The sequence below is a fragment of the Anaeromyxobacter sp. SG17 genome (assembly GCF_022690695.1).
Lineage (GTDB): Bacteria > Myxococcota > Myxococcia > Myxococcales > Anaeromyxobacteraceae > Anaeromyxobacter > Anaeromyxobacter soli.
The window spans coordinates 53,669-71,461 of sequence record NZ_JALCYX010000003.1 but is presented as its reverse complement, the minus strand read 5'-3'; the positions used below and the strand labels follow the sequence as shown (position 1 = coordinate 71,461).

14 protein-coding genes and 1 riboswitch are annotated in these 17,793 nt (G+C 71.7%); of the genes, 6 read left to right on the top strand and 8 right to left on the bottom strand.

What is annotated here, in order from left to right; all coding sequences use genetic code 11:
• Positions 1-244: 244 nt before the first annotated feature.
• From MNY60_RS02245 to MNY60_RS02230, 4 genes are all read left to right on the top strand, one after another.
• On the top strand, positions 245-1,198 hold the full coding sequence (locus MNY60_RS02245) for a DUF481 domain-containing protein (protein WP_242359958.1): 954 nt from the start codon (positions 245-247) through the stop codon (positions 1,196-1,198).
• 53 nt (positions 1,199-1,251) lie between these two features.
• A complete protein-coding gene (locus MNY60_RS02240; RefSeq protein ID WP_242332966.1) occupies positions 1,252-1,752 on the top strand; it encodes a rubrerythrin family protein in 501 nt (166 codons plus the stop codon).
• 146 nt (positions 1,753-1,898) lie between these two features.
• Entirely contained in the window at positions 1,899-2,882 is a 984-nt protein-coding gene (locus MNY60_RS02235) for an MDR family oxidoreductase (protein WP_242359957.1), read from the top strand.
• 236 nt (positions 2,883-3,118) lie between these two features.
• A complete protein-coding gene (locus MNY60_RS02230; protein WP_242359956.1) occupies positions 3,119-4,729 on the top strand; it encodes a CARDB domain-containing protein in 1,611 nt (536 codons plus the stop codon).
• 232 nt (positions 4,730-4,961) lie between these two features.
• Here the strand turns inward: MNY60_RS02230 and MNY60_RS02225 are convergent, their stop codons facing one another.
• The 8 genes from MNY60_RS02225 to MNY60_RS02190 all read right to left on the bottom strand — a co-directional run bounded on the left by MNY60_RS02225 (position 4,962) and on the right by MNY60_RS02190 (position 14,484).
• Positions 4,962-6,779, bottom strand: a complete 1,818-nt coding sequence (locus MNY60_RS02225) for an Ig-like domain-containing protein (RefSeq protein WP_242359955.1) — start codon at positions 6,777-6,779, stop codon at positions 4,962-4,964.
• Between the two features lie 187 nt (positions 6,780-6,966).
• Positions 6,967-8,634, bottom strand: coding sequence for an L-lactate permease (locus MNY60_RS02220; RefSeq protein WP_242359954.1), 1,668 nt, complete (start codon positions 8,632-8,634; stop codon positions 6,967-6,969).
• Positions 8,635-8,781: 147 nt separating this feature from the next.
• A complete protein-coding gene (btsR, locus tag MNY60_RS02215) occupies positions 8,782-9,486 on the bottom strand; it encodes a two-component system response regulator BtsR (RefSeq protein WP_242360006.1) in 705 nt (234 codons plus the stop codon).
• Complete coding sequence (locus MNY60_RS02210) at positions 9,486-11,171, bottom strand: sensor histidine kinase (protein ID WP_242332957.1); 1,686 nt, start codon at positions 11,169-11,171, stop codon at positions 9,486-9,488. Before MNY60_RS02210 ends, btsR begins: the two co-directional genes overlap by 1 nt.
• Before the next feature lie 157 nt (positions 11,172-11,328).
• Entirely contained in the window at positions 11,329-12,018 is a 690-nt protein-coding gene (locus MNY60_RS02205) for an NAD(P)-dependent oxidoreductase (protein WP_242359953.1), read from the bottom strand.
• Between the two features lie 264 nt (positions 12,019-12,282).
• Positions 12,283-13,041 (bottom strand): amino acid ABC transporter ATP-binding protein, encoded by a 759-nt coding sequence (locus MNY60_RS02200; protein WP_242352269.1) that lies wholly within the window; start codon positions 13,039-13,041, stop codon positions 12,283-12,285.
• 8 nt (positions 13,042-13,049) lie between these two features.
• Positions 13,050-13,685 carry an amino acid ABC transporter permease gene (locus tag MNY60_RS02195; RefSeq protein ID WP_242332954.1) on the bottom strand — a complete coding sequence of 212 codons (636 nt, stop codon included), beginning with the start codon at positions 13,683-13,685 and terminating at the stop codon, positions 13,050-13,052.
• A 10-nt stretch (positions 13,686-13,695) separates the two neighbouring features.
• Positions 13,696-14,484, bottom strand: coding sequence for an amino acid ABC transporter substrate-binding protein (locus tag MNY60_RS02190; RefSeq protein ID WP_242359952.1), 789 nt, complete (start codon positions 14,482-14,484; stop codon positions 13,696-13,698).
• A 182-nt stretch (positions 14,485-14,666) separates the two neighbouring features.
• A riboswitch (cobalamin riboswitch) is annotated at positions 14,667-14,872 on the top strand.
• A 126-nt stretch (positions 14,873-14,998) separates the two neighbouring features.
• Between MNY60_RS02190 and MNY60_RS02185 the strand changes: the two genes are divergently transcribed.
• Positions 14,999-17,107 carry a ribonucleoside triphosphate reductase gene (locus MNY60_RS02185; protein WP_242359951.1) on the top strand — a complete coding sequence of 703 codons (2,109 nt, stop codon included), beginning with the start codon at positions 14,999-15,001 and terminating at the stop codon, positions 17,105-17,107.
• Positions 17,104-17,787: an anaerobic ribonucleoside-triphosphate reductase activating protein gene (locus MNY60_RS02180; RefSeq protein ID WP_242332951.1), complete on the top strand. Its 684-nt coding sequence runs from the start codon at positions 17,104-17,106 to the stop codon at positions 17,785-17,787. The genes MNY60_RS02185 and MNY60_RS02180 overlap by 4 nt, the downstream gene beginning before the upstream one ends.
• The last annotated feature ends 6 nt before the right edge of the window (positions 17,788-17,793 follow it).

The following is a 17,793-nucleotide window of genomic DNA, read 5'->3' as shown; positions in this document are numbered from 1 at the left end:
CAATGCCTGACAGCCGGGCATTGAATCGTCCGCTCCTCTCCATCTGTGGCCCACCTTTCGGGCCGAGCATGGAAAGGTACCCCGGAGAGCTACCCTTATGGCCGCATTCGCCTAAAATGGCGAGCGTGCTTCACGCGCCCGTCCCGCTGGTCGCCGAGAAGCGCGCTCTTTTGCCGCACGATTCCGAGCCCGGAGTCCGTGCGCTCGCTCCCTCGATTCTGAATCCCGAACCCCCGAGACCGACATGACCACCGCCGCAATGCTCCTCGCCACGTTCCTCGTGGCGCAGACCGAGGCGCCCGCCGCGACCACCGCGGCCGCCCCCGAAGGCGCCGCCGATCGCGCGGCCGCCGCAGCCGAGAAGGCGGCTGCCGCGGCGCTCCTCGCGGCGGAGGCCGCCGCCCGTGCAGCCGACGCCGCCGCCCGCGTCGCGGCCGTCGTCCCCGTCCGCTTCGAGGTCCCGGCTGCGCCACCGGCGCCGGCGCACGCGGTCCCGACGAGCTGGTCCAGCACCGTCGGGCTCGGCCTCATCTCGCTCACCGGCAACTCGAACACGGTGACGTTCAACGCGAACGCGGCCGCCGAGCGGAAGAGCGCGTCGTGGATCTGGGGCGCGAAGGTCTCCGCGAGCTACGGGCAGAACCGCGTGGCCGGCGTCACCGGCTCGCAGACGGTGGCGGAGGCGGCCGGTGCCCAGCTCCGGCTCGATCGGCGCTTCGGCGAGCGCTACAGCGCGTACGTGCTCGGCGCGGCGGAGACCGACCACGTGAAGAGCGTCGAGCTCCGCGGCACGGGGGAGGTCGGCGCGACGGTCGTGTGGGTGGACGCCGGCGGGCCCTCCGGCTGGAAGACGAGCCTGCGCACCGACCTCGGCTTCCGGCTCGCGAACGAGGCCCGCTACCAGTACTACCCCACCGCTGCGCAGCTCCCCGACGACACCCTCTACGCCCCGCGCGCCGGGCTCGGCTTCAGGTACGCCATCTCCAAGGACGTCCTCTTCGCCGAGGACGCCGAGGTCCTGCCGAACGTGGTCGGCGAGAGCAGGGTCGTCTTGAACAGCCTCTCCAAGATCTCGACGCGCCTCTCGCGCTCGCTGGCGTTCGGGGTGTCGTTCACGGTGAATCACGACAGCCGGCCCGCGCCGACGAAGGTCTCGACGGACACGGCGCTCGGGCTCACGCTCGACGTGCTGCTGTAAGAGCGCCGGCGCTCCCGTGGTATCCATCTCGCCTCGCAAACAGGAGACCCACCATGCCCGCCACCGTCGATAACCTGAAGGTCGCCTTCGCCGGCGAGAGCCAGGCGAACCGCAAGTACCTCGCGTTCGCGCGCCAGGCCGAGAAGGAGGGCTACGCGCAGATCGCGAAGCTCTTCCGTGCCGCGGCGGAGGCCGAGACGATCCACGCGCTCGGACACCTCGCCAACATGGGCGGCGTCGGCTCGACGCTCGAGAACCTGAAGAGCGCGGTGGCCGGCGAGACCTACGAGTACACCGAGATGTACCCGCCCATGGTGGAGCAGGCCCAGCGCGAGAACCACAAGGCGCGCTACCTGCTCGGGTTCGCGAACGCCGCCGAGAAGGTCCACGCAGGGCTCTTCGGTCAGGCCCTGAAGGCGCTGGAGTCCGGCGCCGACCTCTCGACGATGGAGGTGTACCTGTGCCCCGTCTGCGGGGACGTCGAGTTCGGCACGCCGCCGGACAAGTGCCCGGTGTGCGGCGCGCCGCAGTCGAAGTTCCAGCTCGTCGCCTAGCTTTTCGACGTGGCGGGGTCGCTCTGCGGCGCCGGCTCTTCGCGGGTCGCGAAGGCAGCACCTCAGATGCGGCTCGAGCGAGCCGAGGGAACCGTGCGATCGTGACGCTCTCCCGTCGAGTGCGGACGGGCACGGAGGAGGCGCGAATGTTCAAGGCGATCGTCGTGGAGAAGGCCGCCGCGGGGCACGAGGCCCGCCTCACCGAGCTCGACGAGGCGCAGCTCCCGGAAGGCGACGTCACCGTGCGCGTCGAGTACTCGACCCTCAACTACAAGGACGCCCTCGCCATCACCGGCGCGTCGCCGGTCGTGCGCAAGTACCCGATGGTGCCGGGCATCGACCTCGCCGGCGTCGTGGAGGCGAGCGGCGATCCCGCGTGGTCACCGGGCGACAGGGTGTTGCTCGACGGGTGGGGCGTGGGTGAGAGCCACTTTGGCGGGCTCGCGCAGAAGGCGCGGGTGAGGAGCGCGTGGCTCTTGCCGGTGCCTGCGGCCTTCACCTCGCGGCAGGCGATGTCCATCGGCACCGCGGGCTACACGGCCATGCTCTGCGTCCTCGCGCTGGAGAAGCACGGCCTGAAGCCCGGCGACGGCGAGGTGCTGGTCACCGGCGCCGCGGGCGGCGTGGGCAGCGTCGCGATCGCGATCCTGTCCAGGCTCGGCTACAGGGTCGTGGCCTCCACGGGGCGCGCCGCCGAGGCGAGCTACCTCCAGTCGCTCGGCGCCGCGGAGGTCATCGACCGCGCCCAGCTCTCCGCGCCGGGCAAGCCGCTCGGCAAGGAGCGCTGGGCCGGCGCCGTGGACTCGGTCGGCAGCCACACGCTCGCGAACGTCTGCGCGACGACCCGCTACCGGGGCGCCGTCGCGGCCTGCGGGCTCGCGCAGGGCATGGACTTCCCGGCCACGGTGGCGCCCTTCATCCTCCGCGGCGTCACGCTCTACGGCATCGACAGCGTGATGGCGCCCAGGGCGCTCCGCCTCGAGGCGTGGTCGAGGCTGGCGCGCGACCTCGACGCGACCAAGCTCGACGCCATCACGCACGAGATCGGGCTCGGCGAGGCGATCGGGGCGGCCCGCGACGTCCTCGCGGGCAAGGTCCGCGGGCGGCTCGTGGTGAACGTGAATCGCTGAGCGGTGAGGGGCCGACGGGCGCGCGTGAGCGCGCGATTCCGGGACCTCGCTCGTGACTCGCTGGAGCGGCTCGCGCAACCGCGCCGCCCGCCGCGCGCGTGGCGTCCGTGCGACAATCCGCCCGCGCCGCCCGTGCGCTGAGCGTGCTAGCGATGTGTGCTTCACAACCAGTCATGAGGCGGTCGCGCATGGGGCGAGCTCCCGCTCCAGGCGCGGGCGCCTCGCGGAGGAGTTGGATGCGCTCGAAGCTCTTGGGTGTCGTGGTGGCCCTCGCGGTCGGCTCGTCGGCGGCCGCGCTCGACGGGCCCAACCTCGTGGTGACGCGGCTGGACGTGCCCGCGGTCGTGAACAAGGCGGAGCCGGCCACGTACGTGGCGACGGTGAAGAACATCGGCAACGTCGCCACGAACTCGCCCGGCGGCGTGTACGTGGTGGTCTACTTCTCGTCCGACGCGACCATCACGCCCGACGACCCGGCGTGGGCTTCGGGCTGGTTCTCGGACTTCGCGCCCGGGCAGGAGAAGACGGTCGCGATGAACGTGCCGGCCGGCGGAGGCTCGGGGCCGGGGGTGTTCTGGGCCGGCGCGATCGTGGACGGCCCCGACGGCTACGGCGGCGCGCGCGTCCCCGAGACGAACGAGGACGACAACACGCTGCTCGGGACGCAGATCACGGTCACGCAGTCCGACCTGGCGGTCACGGGGATGGCCGGGCCGACGAGCATCCAGGCAGGCGAGACCGTCACGGTCACCGCGCACCTCAAGAACCTCGGGGACGGGCGCACGAGCGGACCCATCGGCGCGAGCGGGTTCTATCTCGCGGCGTACGTCACCGGCGACGCGAACATCACCGAGTGTGACGACGCCGGCTTCGACTGCGACCTCCAGCGCGCGCTCGTCTGGGTGGACACGATGGCTCCTGGTGAGGAGCGGGACGTCGTGCTCACGTTCAGCTCGACCATCCCCGGGTACATCGGCCTGCTCGCGGACACGGGCGAGAACCCGGCGAAGGGGACGTTCGTCTACGAGCGCGACGAGTCGAACAACGCCCTCGTTCCGGCGTTCACGGCGGTCGGGCCGGATCTCGTGGTGACGCGGCTGGAAGTCCCCGCGGTCGTGAACAAGGCGGAGCCGGCCACGTACGTGGCGACGGTGAAGAACATCGGCAACGTCGCGACGAACTCTCCCGGCGGCGTTTACGTGGTCGTCTACTTCTCGTCCGACGCGACGATCACGGCAGACGACCCGGCGTGGGCTTCGGGCTGGTTCTCGGACTTCGCGCCCGGGCAGGAGAAGACGGTCACGATGAACGTGCCGGCGGGTGGCGGCTCCGGGCCGGGGACGTTCTGGGCCGGCGCGATCGTGGATGGTCCCGACGGCTACGGCGGCGAGCGCATCCCTGAGACGAACGAGCGCAACAACACGCTCCTGGGGAGTCGGGTCACGGTCACGCAGTCCGACGTGGCGGTCACGGGGATGGCCGGGCCGACGACCATCCAGGCAGGCGAGACCGTCACGGTCACCGCTCACCTCAAGAACCTCGGGGACGGGCGCACGAGCGGCCCCATCGGCGCGAGCGGGTTCTACCTCGCGGCGTACGTCACCGGAGACGCGCAGATCACGGAGTGTGACGACGCCGGGTTCGACTGCGATCTGCAGGTCGCGCTCGCGTGGGTGGAAGTGATGGCTCCGGGTGAGGAGCGGGACGTCGCGCTGACATTCAGCTCCACCGTCCCCGGGTACGTCGGCCTGCTCGCGGACACGGCGGAGAACCCGCAGAAGGGGACGTTCGTGTACGAGCGGGACGAGTCGAACAACGTCCTCGTCCCGGCGCTGATCGCACCCTGACCGGCCGCGGGGCCCGCACGCGCGGGCCCTCCGGCGGCGCCGGGGCCAGCGGCCCCGGCCTCGTGGCTCGCACCCCCCGGCGTCCCTCTCCGCGCGGCGAGGGAGGCCGGGGTTCCGCTCGTCGCCCAGCGGCCGTGGCGCGGCGGGAGACGGCCCGTCGTGCTCGCCGCGCCCGGCCGCCTCGCGAGGCTGCGAGGCTGCGGGGCGCGGCGCCATCCGTCGGGCGCGGCGATCAGAGCGGCTCGCCGCCGAACCCCACCGTCGTGATGAACACGTCCGTGTTGCCCGCGTTCGTGGCGCCCGGGAAGGCGCCCGCCGTCGAGCCCACCACCACGACGCCGTTGGCGCCGATGGCGATCGCCGAGCCGTGATCCGACGCGGCGGTCCCGATGCTGCGCATCCACAGCTCGGTACCCGCGGGATCGAGCTTCATCACGAACGCGTCCCTGCCGCCGAAGCCACCGCCGTCGGTGAAACCGACGACGTAGACGTCTCCCGCCGCGTCGAGGGCGACCTGGCTGGGCATCTCGAAGGCGGACCAGTCGAGCACCCGGGTCCACAGCACGGCTCCGGTCGCCCCGTCCAGCTTGACGAGGACGACGTCGGTGTTGCCGGAGCCGACGACGGTGCGGTGGCCGGCGGCGTAGACGTCGCCCGCGGCGTCGAGGGCGATCGTGGTCAGGACCTGCGAGACGGTGAGGTCGCTGAGCCGCGTATCCCACCGGACGCTCCCGGCCGCGTCGAAGGCGGTGACGAACGCGCCCCCGGCCGGCGAGGTCGGGCCGCAGAAGCTCGTCCCCGTCGTGTTCGCGAAGCAGCCCGACACGACCGGCCCGGCCGCGCTCGACGCCACGTCGAACGCAAAGCCGGGCACCACGGACGTCACCGCCTGCTGGAGCCCGGCGCCGTCCACGGTGGCGACGAGGCTCCCTCCGCTGCCCATCGCCGCGACCAGCACCCCGTCGCCCCCGGGCGCCGCCGCCACCGACGCGATCTGGGTGAGCGTCCAGCCGCTCGCGACGATGCTGGGCTGCGACCACTCGTGGAGCCCCGCGGCGCTCACCTTCTCGAGAGACGAGCCCAGGTACGAACCCCCGTCGGTCACGAACGAGGTCGTCCACCGCTGCGCCACGAGGTACACGTCGCCCGCCGCGTCGATCGCGGCGGAGGACACCCGCTCCGCGTCCGCGCTCCCGAACTGGCTCGTCCACACGGGCGCGGCGAGCGGGTCGAGGTTCGCGACGAAGGCGTCGCTCAGCCCCGCGCTCGTGAAGCCCGGGAACGCGTCGCCCACGACGCCGGCGAGGAGGAGGTCTCCGGCCGAGCCGAGGAACACCGCCGTGGCGCGGTCGCCGCCGGCGGTGCCGAGCTGCCGCACGGTCCCCGGGTACGACGGCAGCGCCGTGGTCGCGACGTGGAGCGAGGCGACGCCCGCCGTGCCCCCGTAGGTCGCCACGATCTGCGCGTCACCGTCGCGCCGCGCCGTCACGAGCCCGAGCTCGTCGACGGTCGCGACGCTGGGATCCGTGCTCGCCCACTGGGGCGCCGCGATCACCAACTCGCCGCTGGGGGCCCGGATGATCGCCGTCGCCTGGGCCGTTCCCCCGGGCACCAGCTCCATCACGAGGGGCTGCACCACGATCGACACCGGCCCGATCACCACGCTGACCGGGAGCTGCCCGGACCTCGGCACCATGGGGATCGAGACGGCGGCGTTCGTCCCGCGCGCCACGTCCACCGTGACGGATCCCTCGTGCGTGATCTCGCCGGTGGTGTCGTAGCCCCGCGCGCGGATCGTGCGGGCGGTGCCAGGCGAGACCCTGATCGTCCCCGCGGCGACCCCGTCGACGGCGGTGAGGTTGAACACCAGCGGCGTCGCGAGATCCGGCGCCGTCACGTCGATGACGATGACGTCGATGGGCGTCCCCACGACGACGGCGGTGACGCTCAGCGCCGTACCGTCACCTTCTCCTCCGGAGCGCTGCGTACCGCACGCGGTGAAGACCAGCGACGCGAGCGCCAGCGCCAGGATCGTCCCTCTCGATTGCATGTGTGCCCCCCGTAGGCATGTCGCCGCCAGGAAGGCGACCTGGCGGCCAGGGGCCATGCAACCGGGTTGGCGAGCGGGGGTGCAACCGTCCTTCCCGGGCTCACGTCATGGCTTAAGGCTGACGAGGGGCGCCGTGACGCGCGCCCTCTCTGCCGATCCGCGCTCAGCCCCGTGACGCCGGCCCCCTCTAGTGGGGGACCATCCACTGCAGCCAGTACGCCTGGACGAGCACGACCACGCCGACGAGGCACGCCAGCGCGAGCGAGTGCCAGAACACGTAGCGCAGGATGGCGCCCTCGTGGCCGTCCTGCTTCGTCGCCACCGACGCCACGACGATGCTCTGGGCGTCGATCATCTTGCCCATGACGCCGCCCGAGCTGTTGGACGCGGCCGCGAGGATCGGGTTCATCCCGATCTGCTGGGCCGAGACCACCTGGAGGTTGCCGAACAGCACGTTCGACGAGGTGTCGGAGCCGGTCAGCGCCACGCCGAGCCAGCCGAGCAGCGGCGAGAAGAACGGGAACAGGAAGCCCGTCGAGGCGAACGCGAGGCCCATCGTCGAGTCGGAGCCCGAGTAGCGCGTCGTGAACCCGAGCGCGAGCATGGCGGCGATCGTGAGGAGCGAGTAACGCACCCGCTTCAGCGTGCCGAGGTAGGTCCTCGCGAGCGTGAGGGGCGACAGCCTCAGCCACAGGCCCGCGACCACGCCGGCGAGGAGGAGGGCCGTGCCCGTGGCGGAGAGGAGGTTCAGGCTGAACCGCGCCGCCTCGGGGTGGACCTTGGCGGCGACGGGCGGGGCCTTGAGGACCAGGTTGTGGAGGAACGGCACGTCGAAGGTCGGGTTGAACAGCCCGTTCAGCCAGCTCTTCACGGCGGGCTGGCCCCACACGAACACCGAGACGGAGAGGACGATCCAGGGCATCCAGCCCATGAACGCCTCGCCGAAGGTGTGGCGGCGGAACGCGGCGGCGGCGCCCACGGACCGGCGCTGCGGCGCTGCGGCGGCCTCCGTCGCGCGCTCCTCGGGGAACCGCCACTCCTCCTTCGGCTGCCACACCTTGAGGAAGGCGTAGGTCACGACGATGCAGGACGCCGCGGCGACGATGTCGACGAGGTTCGGCCCGATGAAGTTCGAGACGAGGAACTGGGGGATCGCGAAGGAGAGCCCAGCGACGAGGCACGCCGGCCACACCCCGAGCATCCCGCGGAACCCGGCCATGGCCCACACGAGCCAGAACGGGACCATCAGCGAGAACAGCGGGAGCTGGCGCCCCGCCATCGAGGAGAGGGCCAGCTCGTTCAGGCCGGTGACCTTGGCGAGCGTGATGATCGGGGTGCCGAGCGCGCCGTAGGCCACGGGCGCGGTGTTGCCGATGAGCGCCAGGCCGGCGGCGGCGAGGGGCTTGAAGCCGAGGCCGATGAGCATCGCGGCGCTGATCGCGACCGGCGTGCCGAACCCCGCGGCGCCCTCGATGAACGCGCCGAACGCGAAGGCGATGAGGAGCACCTGGATGCGCCGGTCGCCCGCGAGGCCTCCGATGGTGTCCTTCACCACCTCGAACTTCCCGGTCTTCACCGTGATGTCGTAGATGAAGATGGCGTTCAGGATGATCCAGCCGATGGGCAGGAGGCCGAAGGCCGCGCCGTACGCGGCGGTCGCCCCCGCCATGCCGAGGGGCATGCCGTAGACGCCGACCGCGATGCCCTGGGCGAGCACGAGCCCGAGCAGCGCCGCGACGTGCGCCTTCACGTGGAAGAACGCGAGCGCCGCGAGGAGGACGACCACGGGGATCGCCGCCACGAGCGCGGAGAGGTGGAGGTTGCCGAGGGGCACGTAGTTCTGCGTCCACGTCATGTCGCTCTCCTGCGGTTCGAGACGCCGGCGTTCGCGGAGCTTCCGTCACGCTGGTCTCGCACGCGGCGCGGGCGCACCCCGCCCGTTCCGGGCGACCGGTCGCAGAGCGGAGGGGAGCGGGGTCTTTCGCGGGGTGACCGGCGGGCCTCAGAGATCGAGGCGGGCCTTCACGGCGGGCAGGTGCCGGCGGCTCACCGGCACGTCCTTCCCGGACCGGGTCCGGATGACCGCGAGGCCCTCGTCGATGCTGATCTCGTCGACCTGGTCGGCGTTGACGAGGAACTGCTTGTGGCAGCGGACGAGCCCGGCGCGCTCCTCGAGCACCTTCAACGTGAGCTCGGTGAACAGCTCCGCCTTCGCGGTGACGACGTACACGCCGGCCTCGCTCGACCGCACGAACTCGACCTCCGGGACGTCCACCAGCTTGATCGCGCGGGCGGCGAGGCAGGGGATGCGCCGGATCTCGGCGCGCGGGTACCCAGGCCGGGCCTCGGCGCCGGGGAGCTTCCGCAGCCGCTCCACGGTCTTCGCGAGCCGCTCGCGCGAGACGGGCTTCAGGAGGTAGTCGAGGGCGCGCTCCTCGAAGGCGCGCAGCGCGAACGCGTCGTGGGCGGTGACGAAGACGACCGCCGGCAGCTCGTCGTCGTCCAGCATCGAGAGGAGCTCGAACCCGGAGATGGCCGGCATCTGGATGTCGAGGAACACCACGTCCGGCCGCTGCTTGCGGATGGCCTGGATGGCCTCGACGGCGTTGCCGCACCGGCCCGCGATCGAGAACGCGCCGGTCTCGAGGAGGAGCGACTCGAGCTCCTCGCGCGCGTGCAGCTCGTCGTCCACGATGAGGGCCCGCATCACGCGGCGGCTCCCTTCCCGGGCAGGCACACCGTCACGCGCGTGAGCTCCTGCGGCACGCAGGTGACGGTCAGGCCGAACGCCTCGCCGAAGAGGTTCTTCACGCGCTTGTCGACGATCTGCATGCCGAGGCCGGCCTTCTCGCGCGGCTGCTCCTTCCACGCGCCGCCGTTGTCCTCGACCTCGATGAGCGCCGCGCCGTCCTTCCGGAAGGCGCGGATGGTGGCGCGCCCCTCGCCGAGCATGTCCGAGAGCCCGTGCTTGAAGGCGTTCTCGACGAGCGGCTGGAGGGTGAACGCGGGCATCTCGAGCGAGAGGAGCTCCGGGTCCACGTCGGTCTCGACGGCGATGCGCCCCTCGAACCGCGCCTTCTCGATCTCGAGGTACGCGCCGACGTGCTCGAGCTCCTCGCGGAGCGTCGACACGTCGCTCGAGCGCTTCAGGTTCTTGCGGAAGAAGTTCGAGAGGTGGATGAGCAGGTCCCGCGCGCGGTCGCCGTCGCGGCGCAGGATGGCGATGATGGTGTTGAGCGCGTTGAACAGGAAGTGCGGGTTCACCTGCGCCTGCGCGAGCTTCAGCTCCGACATGACGAGCAGGCTCTTCTGCTCCTGGTAGCGCGCGATGAGGAGCTGGCTCGAGAGCACGGCGCCGAGCCCCTCGCCGAGCGACTTGTTCATGTTGAGGAAGCGGCGCCCGCGCGGCTCGAAGAGCTGGACCGTCCCGACCACGCTGCCGTCCACCTGCAGCGGCGCGATCACCATCGAGCTGAGCTGGCAGCTCGGCGACACCGTGCAGTCGTAGGCCTGCCGGACGCCGTCGGCGAACACGACCGCGTTCTCCGCGATCGACTGGCGCGTGTAGGGCGAGGCGATCGGGTTCCCCGGCAGGTGGTGGTCGGAGCCCATGCCGGCCCAGCCGAGGACGCGCTCGGTGTCGGTGACCCCCACCGCGCCGACGCCCGTCTCCTCCTTGATGATCGCGGCGAGCTCGCCGGCGGTGTCGCGGCCGATCCCGCGCACGAGGAGGCGCAGCGTGCGGTCCGCGACCTTGAGGGCGCGGGCCGAGGACGTCGCCGCGACGCGGTCCTGCTCGCGCTGGCGCTCGAGGAGCACCGCCATGAAGAGCGCGGCGCCGATGGGGTTCGCGATCACCATGGGCCCGGCGATCGCCTTCACGATCGCGATGGCCTGCTCGGGCGGCGCCTGCGTCAGGTACCGCACGATCACCATGTGGAGGATCTCGCCGACGAGGGTCGTCGCGAAGGCGACCCGCGGCGTCATCAGGCGCTCGGGCCGGCGCTTCAGGGCGACGTGCACGAGGCCGCCGAGGAGGCCCTCCAGCGTGGTGGAGACGGCGCCCGGGAAGGCGGCCGCGCCGCTCATCGCGGTCACGCGGTGGAGGCCGGCGGTGGCCCCCACGAGCATCCCGAGGGCGGGGCCGCCCAGCAGGCCGGCGAGCGTCGAGCCGACCGCCCGCGCGTTCACGATGGCCTGCCCGCCGACGACCGGCACGCCGAGGTAGTTCCCGAGGATCGCGATGCCGCTGAAGACGAGGTACAGGCGGATCTTGCCGCGGGGGCGGGGCCAGTCGGGCTTGAGCGGCCGGAACGCGGGGGACCGGCAGTACAGGTAGAAGATGACGAGGAAGACCGAGAGCGCCTCGATGAGCTGCAGCGCGAGCTTCATTCCGGTCTCCCGTCGGCGCGCGTTCCTCCTCGAGGTCGGGAGGGGCGCGGCGAGCGGGCATTATGGCCCCCGCGCCGTCCTGCGCGAAAGCCCGCCGGCCGAGCTCCGAGTCGGCGGGTTCCGCGGCGCCTGCGACCGGGCGCGGCGAGCGCGGGGGCTAGAACAGCTCGCCGGCGCCCTCCCTCTCGGCTGCCTTCACCGACGCCAGCCCCACCATCCGGCGTACGTGCGCGGGGTGCTCGAGCTCGTCGAGCAGGAAGTTCGCCAGGTCGGCGCGGCTCAACGTGAGGCGGGCGCCGGGAGGCATCCGGCCGTCCCCCACGCCGTAGGCCCGCGTGAGCCCGCCGTTCGTCAGCCGCGGCGGTCGAGCGATGGTCCAGTCGAGGCCGCTCTCGCTCACGATGTGCTCCATCTCGGCGGAGTCCCTCGCCACGTTGCGCAGGAACGTCCGGCGCGCGATGGCGCTCAGGAGCCCGTCCGCCTCGAAGAGCACGGCCACGCCGACGATGAGGAGCCTCCGCACGCCGGTCGCCTCCATCGCGGCGACCGTGCTCCGCGCGCAGTCGCTCACGAGGGTGGTCGGCCCCAGCCCCGCAGGCCCGAGCGCCGACAGCACGGCGTCGTGACCGGACATCACCGCGCGTAGCGCGTCGCGGTCGCGCGGGTCGCCCTGGACCACGCTCAGGCCGTCGCGGAGGAGGGGCTCGAGCTTCTCCGGCGAACGCACGAAGGCGGTCACGAGGTGGCCGCGCCAGCGAGCCTGCTCGACGATCGCGCGACCGGTGCCACCCGTCGCGCCGAGGACGAACAGCCTCTTCTTCTTCCCCCCGAGGTCCTCTCGCTCCAAGGCTGAAGCGCTCAAGCTCGCGTCCTTCCGCTCGGCGATGCGGTCGTCCCGTGGGTCGGGCGGCGCTCCCGAGACCGGCGCGGAACTGCACGGCGCAGGCCACGTCGCGGCGCTCTCGGGGCTCCGAAAAGCCCCCCCAAACGCTCGCGATTGCTCTCGCGGCGAATCCTCGCGGAGGCGCGGCGCGGCCGCGGCCTGAGCAGATCGCTCAGGGCGTGAGCGCCGACCTCGCGGCGGGGCGTGGAGACGTGACGAGCCGCCGACCTACGTGGGGCCGTTCTGGGAGAAGCGCCTCAGGAAGGCCCGGGTCCGCTCGTTCCTGGGGTTGTCGATGAGCTCCCGGGCCGGGCCTTCCTCCACGATGACCCCGCCGTCCATCAGCATGGCGCGATCGGCCACCTCGCGGGCGAAGCCCATCTCGTGAGTGACGACCACCATCGTCATCTTCTCGGCGGCCAGGGCGCGCATGACCTTGAGGATCTCGCCCGTCAGCTCGGGGTCGAGGGCGCTCGTCGGCTCGTCGAAGAAGAGCACCTGCGGATCGAGGGCGAGGGCGCGCGCGATGGAGACGCGCTGCTTCTGACCGCCCGAGAGCTCGCAGGGATAGGCGCCGGCCTTGCCGGTGAGGCCCATCTTCTCGAGCAGCGCGAGCGCCACCTCCCGCGCCGCGGCCTTCCCGCGCCCCAGCACGCGCACCTGCGCCTCGGTGATGTTGCGCAGCACGGAGAAGTGGGGGAACAGGTTGAAGTCCTGGAACACGAGGCCGAGCTTGAGGAGCGCGCTGCGCAGCGTGGCCTTGTCGGCGTAGACGCCGCGGTCGAGGATCCGCGTGCCGCAGATGGAGATGCTGCCGCTGCTGGCGGTCTCGAGGTGGGTGACGGCGCGGAGCAGCGTGGACTTGCCCGAGCCCGACGGCCCGATGATGGCGAGCACCTCGCCCTGGTGCACCGAGAAGGAGATGTCGGTGAGGACCCGGAGGTCGCCGAAGGACTTGGAGAGGTGGTCGACGGTGACGACGTCCATGGCCCGGCTCAGCTGTAGTACTCGAGCTTCCGCTCGGCGCGGAGGAAGAGCTCGGAGACCGCCCAGTTCATGACGAAGTAGAACACCCCCGCCACGAAGATGGGCGTGGTGGAGAACTGACGCGCGGAGGCGTTCTGCGCCACCCGGAAGAGCTCGGCCACGCCGATGGTCTGGGCGAGGGCGGTGTCCTTCACGAGCGTGATGACCTCGTTGGCGGAGGCCGGCAGGATCCGCTTCACCACCTGGGGCAGGACGATCCGGAAGAAGGTGTCGGCGCGCGTGAAGCCGAGCACCTTGGCGGCCTCGTACTGGCCCTTCGCGATCGACTGGATGCCACCGCGGTAGATCTCGGCGAAGTAGGCGGCGTAGTTGATGGTGAAGGCCACGATGACGGCGGTGAACCGATCGTACGAGGCCTCGAACAGATAGTAGGGGGCGAAGTAGACGAAGAGGATCTGCAGGATGAGCGGCGTCCCGCGCATCACGAGGATGTAGAGGTTGACCGGGACGCGCAGGAGCCGGCTCGCCGACATGCGGCCGAGCGCGACCGGCAGGGCGAGAGGGAGCGCGAAGACCAGCGTCAGGAAGAAGATCTCCAGGGAGACGAGCGATCCCTGGAGCATCGCCCCCAGCAGCTTCACCATGCGCGGGTGCTCACTTCCCGACGACCGAGATGTCGGAGCCGAACCACTTCGTGGTCACCTTGGCGAGCGTGCCGTCCTTGGCCATGCTCTCGAGCGCGCCCTGCACCGCGTCCCGGAGGGCGAGATCGTTCTTGCGGAAGCCCACCCCGAACACCTCGGGGGCGAGCGTCTCCTTCAGGACGGCGTAGGCCTTGCCCGAGCGCTTGATGTTGTCGTCGGCGACGATGAGGTCCATCACCACCGCGTCCACGCCGCGGGCCTCGAGGTCCATCAGGGCGGTGAGGTTGTCCTTGAACTCCACCACCTCCTCGAGCGACGCGCGGAAGGCCTTGGCGCCCTCGAGGGCGTCGGCGGCCGAGGAGCCGGCCTGGAGGCCGACCTTCTTCCCCTTGAGGCTCGCGAGGGTGGAGTAGCCGGAGGCCTTCTTCACCACCACCACCTGGGCGTTGCGCAGGTACGGCTTCGTGAAGCTCATCGCCTTCTTGCGCTCGTCGGTGATCGTGAAGCCGTTCCAGATGCAGTCGATCTTGCCGGTGTTGAGCTCCTGCTCCTTGGCGTTCCAGTCGATGGCCTGCGGGACGAGCTTCACGCCGAGCCGACGCGCGACCTCCTTCGCCAGGTCGATGTCGTAGCCGACGATCTGGTTGTCGTCGTTCCGGAAGCCCATCGGCGGGAACGAGTCGTCGAGGCCGAGGACGAGCGTGCCCTTCTTCTTCACCGCCTCGAGCGAGGTGTCGGCGGCGAGGGCGGTGGCGTGGAGCGCCACGAGGGCGAGCGCGGCGAGCAGGGTCTTCTTCATGGGCGATTCCTTCGCGTGGGCCTGGGGCGTCGGCGGGCGCCCTGTTCGGGGGCAGCGGAACTTCGCACGCGAGGCGGGCGTCGGCAAGGGGCCTCGATCTCCTGGATCGACGCCTCGCGAGGGGCCCGGCGCATGAACGGCCGTGCACAACATATCCCGTTGACCGTGGCCGTGAACCACCATAGGTTGGGTCTCGCGCTGGTGCTCGGGGTTCGCTCCGAGCGAATAGGGAACCCGGTGAGATTCCGGGGCTGCCCCGCAGCGGTAAGCGAGAACGACCTCCGCCACACGCACTTGCCGGTTCGGCTGGGAAGCGGCGGACAGTAGGGTCCGGGAAGCCCCGGAGCGCTCGCGAGCCCGAAGACCTGCCAGCGACCGTCGCCCGGATGCTCGGGCGGCGGCATGACCGACACGCCTCGTGGGAGGGCGGAGGGTCCTCGGCGCACTGCCCTCGTACGGGCCGTCGTGTGCTCGGGTCCTCCTCCGTGTCCCGAGGCCGCCACGAGGAGGGCCCGTGTTCGAGACCATCGAGAAGCGCGACGGACGGGTGGTCCCGTTCGACGCCGAGCGCATCCAGCGAGCCATCGCCAAGGCGGGGGCCGTCACCGGCGAGGTCGACGCGGCCGAGGCGAGGCGGCTCTGCCAGCGCGTCCTCGCCATCGCGATCGCGACGATCGAGGGCCGGCCGTCGGTGGAGCGGATCCAGGACGTCGTCGAGGAGGTGCTCCTCGCGAGCCCCTACCGGCGCACGGCGCGGGCATACGCCGTCTACCGCGAGCAGCACCGCGCGCTGCGCGAGATCTCCGACACGGCCAGCGTGGCGCTCGTCGACGCCTACCTGGAGCGCTCCGACTGGCAGGTGGCCGAGAACGCCAACATGGCGTTCAGCCTGCAAGGCCTCAACAACTACGTCGCGAGCCACGTGAGCTCCACCTACTGGCTCGAGCGGCTCTATCCGCCCGAGGTGCGGGACGCCCATCGCTCGGGCGACCTCCACCTCCACGACCTGAACCTCCTCGCCGTCTACTGCGTCGGCTGGGATCTCGCCGACCTCCTCACCGAGGGGTTCCGCGGGGCGCCCGGGAAGGCCGAGAGCGCGCCGGCGCGCCACTTCCGCACCGCCCTCGGCCAGATCGCGAACTTCTTCTACACGCTCCAGGGTGAGGCGGCGGGCGCGCAGGCGTTCTCGAGCCTCGACACCTACCTCGCGCCGTTCATCCGGCACGACGGGCTCGGCTACGAGGAGGTGCGCCAGGCGCTCCAGGAGTTCGTCTTCAACCTCAACGTGCCGACGCGCGTCGGGTTCCAGACGCCGTTCACGAACGTCACCCTCGACCTCGAGTGCCCCGCGCTGCTCCGCGACGAGGCGATCGTCCTCGGGGGCGAGCGGCAGGCGGCCACGTACGGCGAGTTCCAGGCGGAGATGGACCTGTTCAACCGCGCCTTCCTCGACGTCATGGCCGGCGGCGACGCGAAGGGGCGCGTCTTCACGTTCCCGATCCCCACCTACAACGTCACGCCGGGCTTCGACTACGAGGACCCCCGGCTCGATCGCCTCTGGGAGGTCACCGCCCGGTACGGCCTCCCGTACTTCGCGAACTTCGTGAACTCGGAGCTCTCGCCGGAGGACGCCCGCAGCATGTGCTGCCGCCTCCGCCTCGACACGCGCGAGCTCGAGCGGCGCGGCGGCGGCCTCTTCGGCGCGAGCCCGCTCACGGGGTCCATCGGCGTGGTCACCGTGAACCTGCCGCGCCTCGGCCACCTCGCGCGCGACGAGGCCGACTTCATGGCTCGCCTGGACCGGGTCATGGACCTCGCCCGCGACAGCCTGGTCCTCAAGCGGAAGATCCTGGAGCGTTACACCGAGCAGGGCCTCTATCCGTACGTCCGCCACTACCTGCGCCACATCCGCGCCCGGAGCGGCTCGTACTGGCGCAACCACTTCTCCACCATCGGCCTCGTCGGGCTCGCGGAGGCCGCCGACAACCTGCTCGACACGACGCTCGCGAGCGGGCCCGGTCGCGCCTTCGGGCTCCGCGTGCTCGACCACATGCGCGCTCGGCTCGAGCAGTACCAGGCGGAGACGGGCAGCCGGTTCAACCTGGAGGCGACGCCGGCCGAGGCGACGAGCTACCGGCTGGCCAGGCTCGACAAGGCGCGCCACCCGGGCATCCGCTGCGCGAACGAGGACGCGGCCGTCCGGGGCGCCGCGCCGTACTACACGAACTCCTCCCAGCTGCCGGTGGACGCGAGCGACGACGTCTTCGCGGTGCTCGATCACCAGGACGATTTCCAGGCGCGGTACACGGGCGGGACCGTCCAGCACGTCTTCGTCGGCGAGGCCATCGACGACCCCTCGACCGTGAAGCGGTTCGTGCGAACCGTGTGCGAGCGCTACCGGCTCCCGTACTTCACCGTCACGCCGACGTTCTCCGTGTGCGGCGAGCACGGGTACCTCGCCGGTGAGCACCCGACCTGCCCGCGGTGCGGCGCCGCCGCCGAGGTCTACTCGCGGATCGTCGGGTACCTCCGCCCCCTGCAGCAGTGGAACGCGGGCAAGCAGGCCGAGTTCGAGCGGCGCCTGTCGCTCCGCCCGGGCGACGCCGCCGAGGTGCCCGCTTGATCATCGCGGCCCTGCGGCCCTGCTCCTTCGTCGACTGGCCCGGGAGGCTCGCCGCCGTCGTCTTCACGCAGGGCTGCAACCTCGCCTGCCGCTACTGCCACAACCCGTCGCTGCTCGCGGCCACGGCGGCGCGACCCGTGCCGGAGGGTGAGGTGCTCGCGCTCCTGGAGGCGCGGCGCGGGCGGCTCGACGGGCTCGTCGTGACCGGTGGCGAGCCCACGCTGCACGCGGGCCTGGCGCCGTTCCTGGCGCGGGTGAAGGCGCGCGGGTTCGCGGTGAAGCTCGACACGAACGGAACGCGGCCGGAGGTGGTCGCGGCGCTGCTCGCGGCGGGGCTCGTCGACTTCCTGGCCGTCGATCTGAAGGCGCTGCCCCAGGCCGCGGAGTGGCTGACCGGCTCGGCCGAGCAGCCCTTCGGGGCTCGCCGCTGCCTCGAGCTCGCGCTGGCGGCGGGGATCGAGCACGAGGTGCGGACGACGCTCGCCTCCCCCGTCCACGACGCCGGCGAGCTCGACGCCCTGGCGGCGTTCGCGGCCGGCGCGCAGCGCTGGGCGGTCCAGCGCTTCCGCCCGGGCGGCCACCTCGACGACGGATGCGGGCTCGCGCCCCCGGACGAGCGACTGCTCGCGGCGGCGGGGCACGCGGCCGCGGCGCACGGGCTGACGCTCTCCGTGAGATGAGGGGCG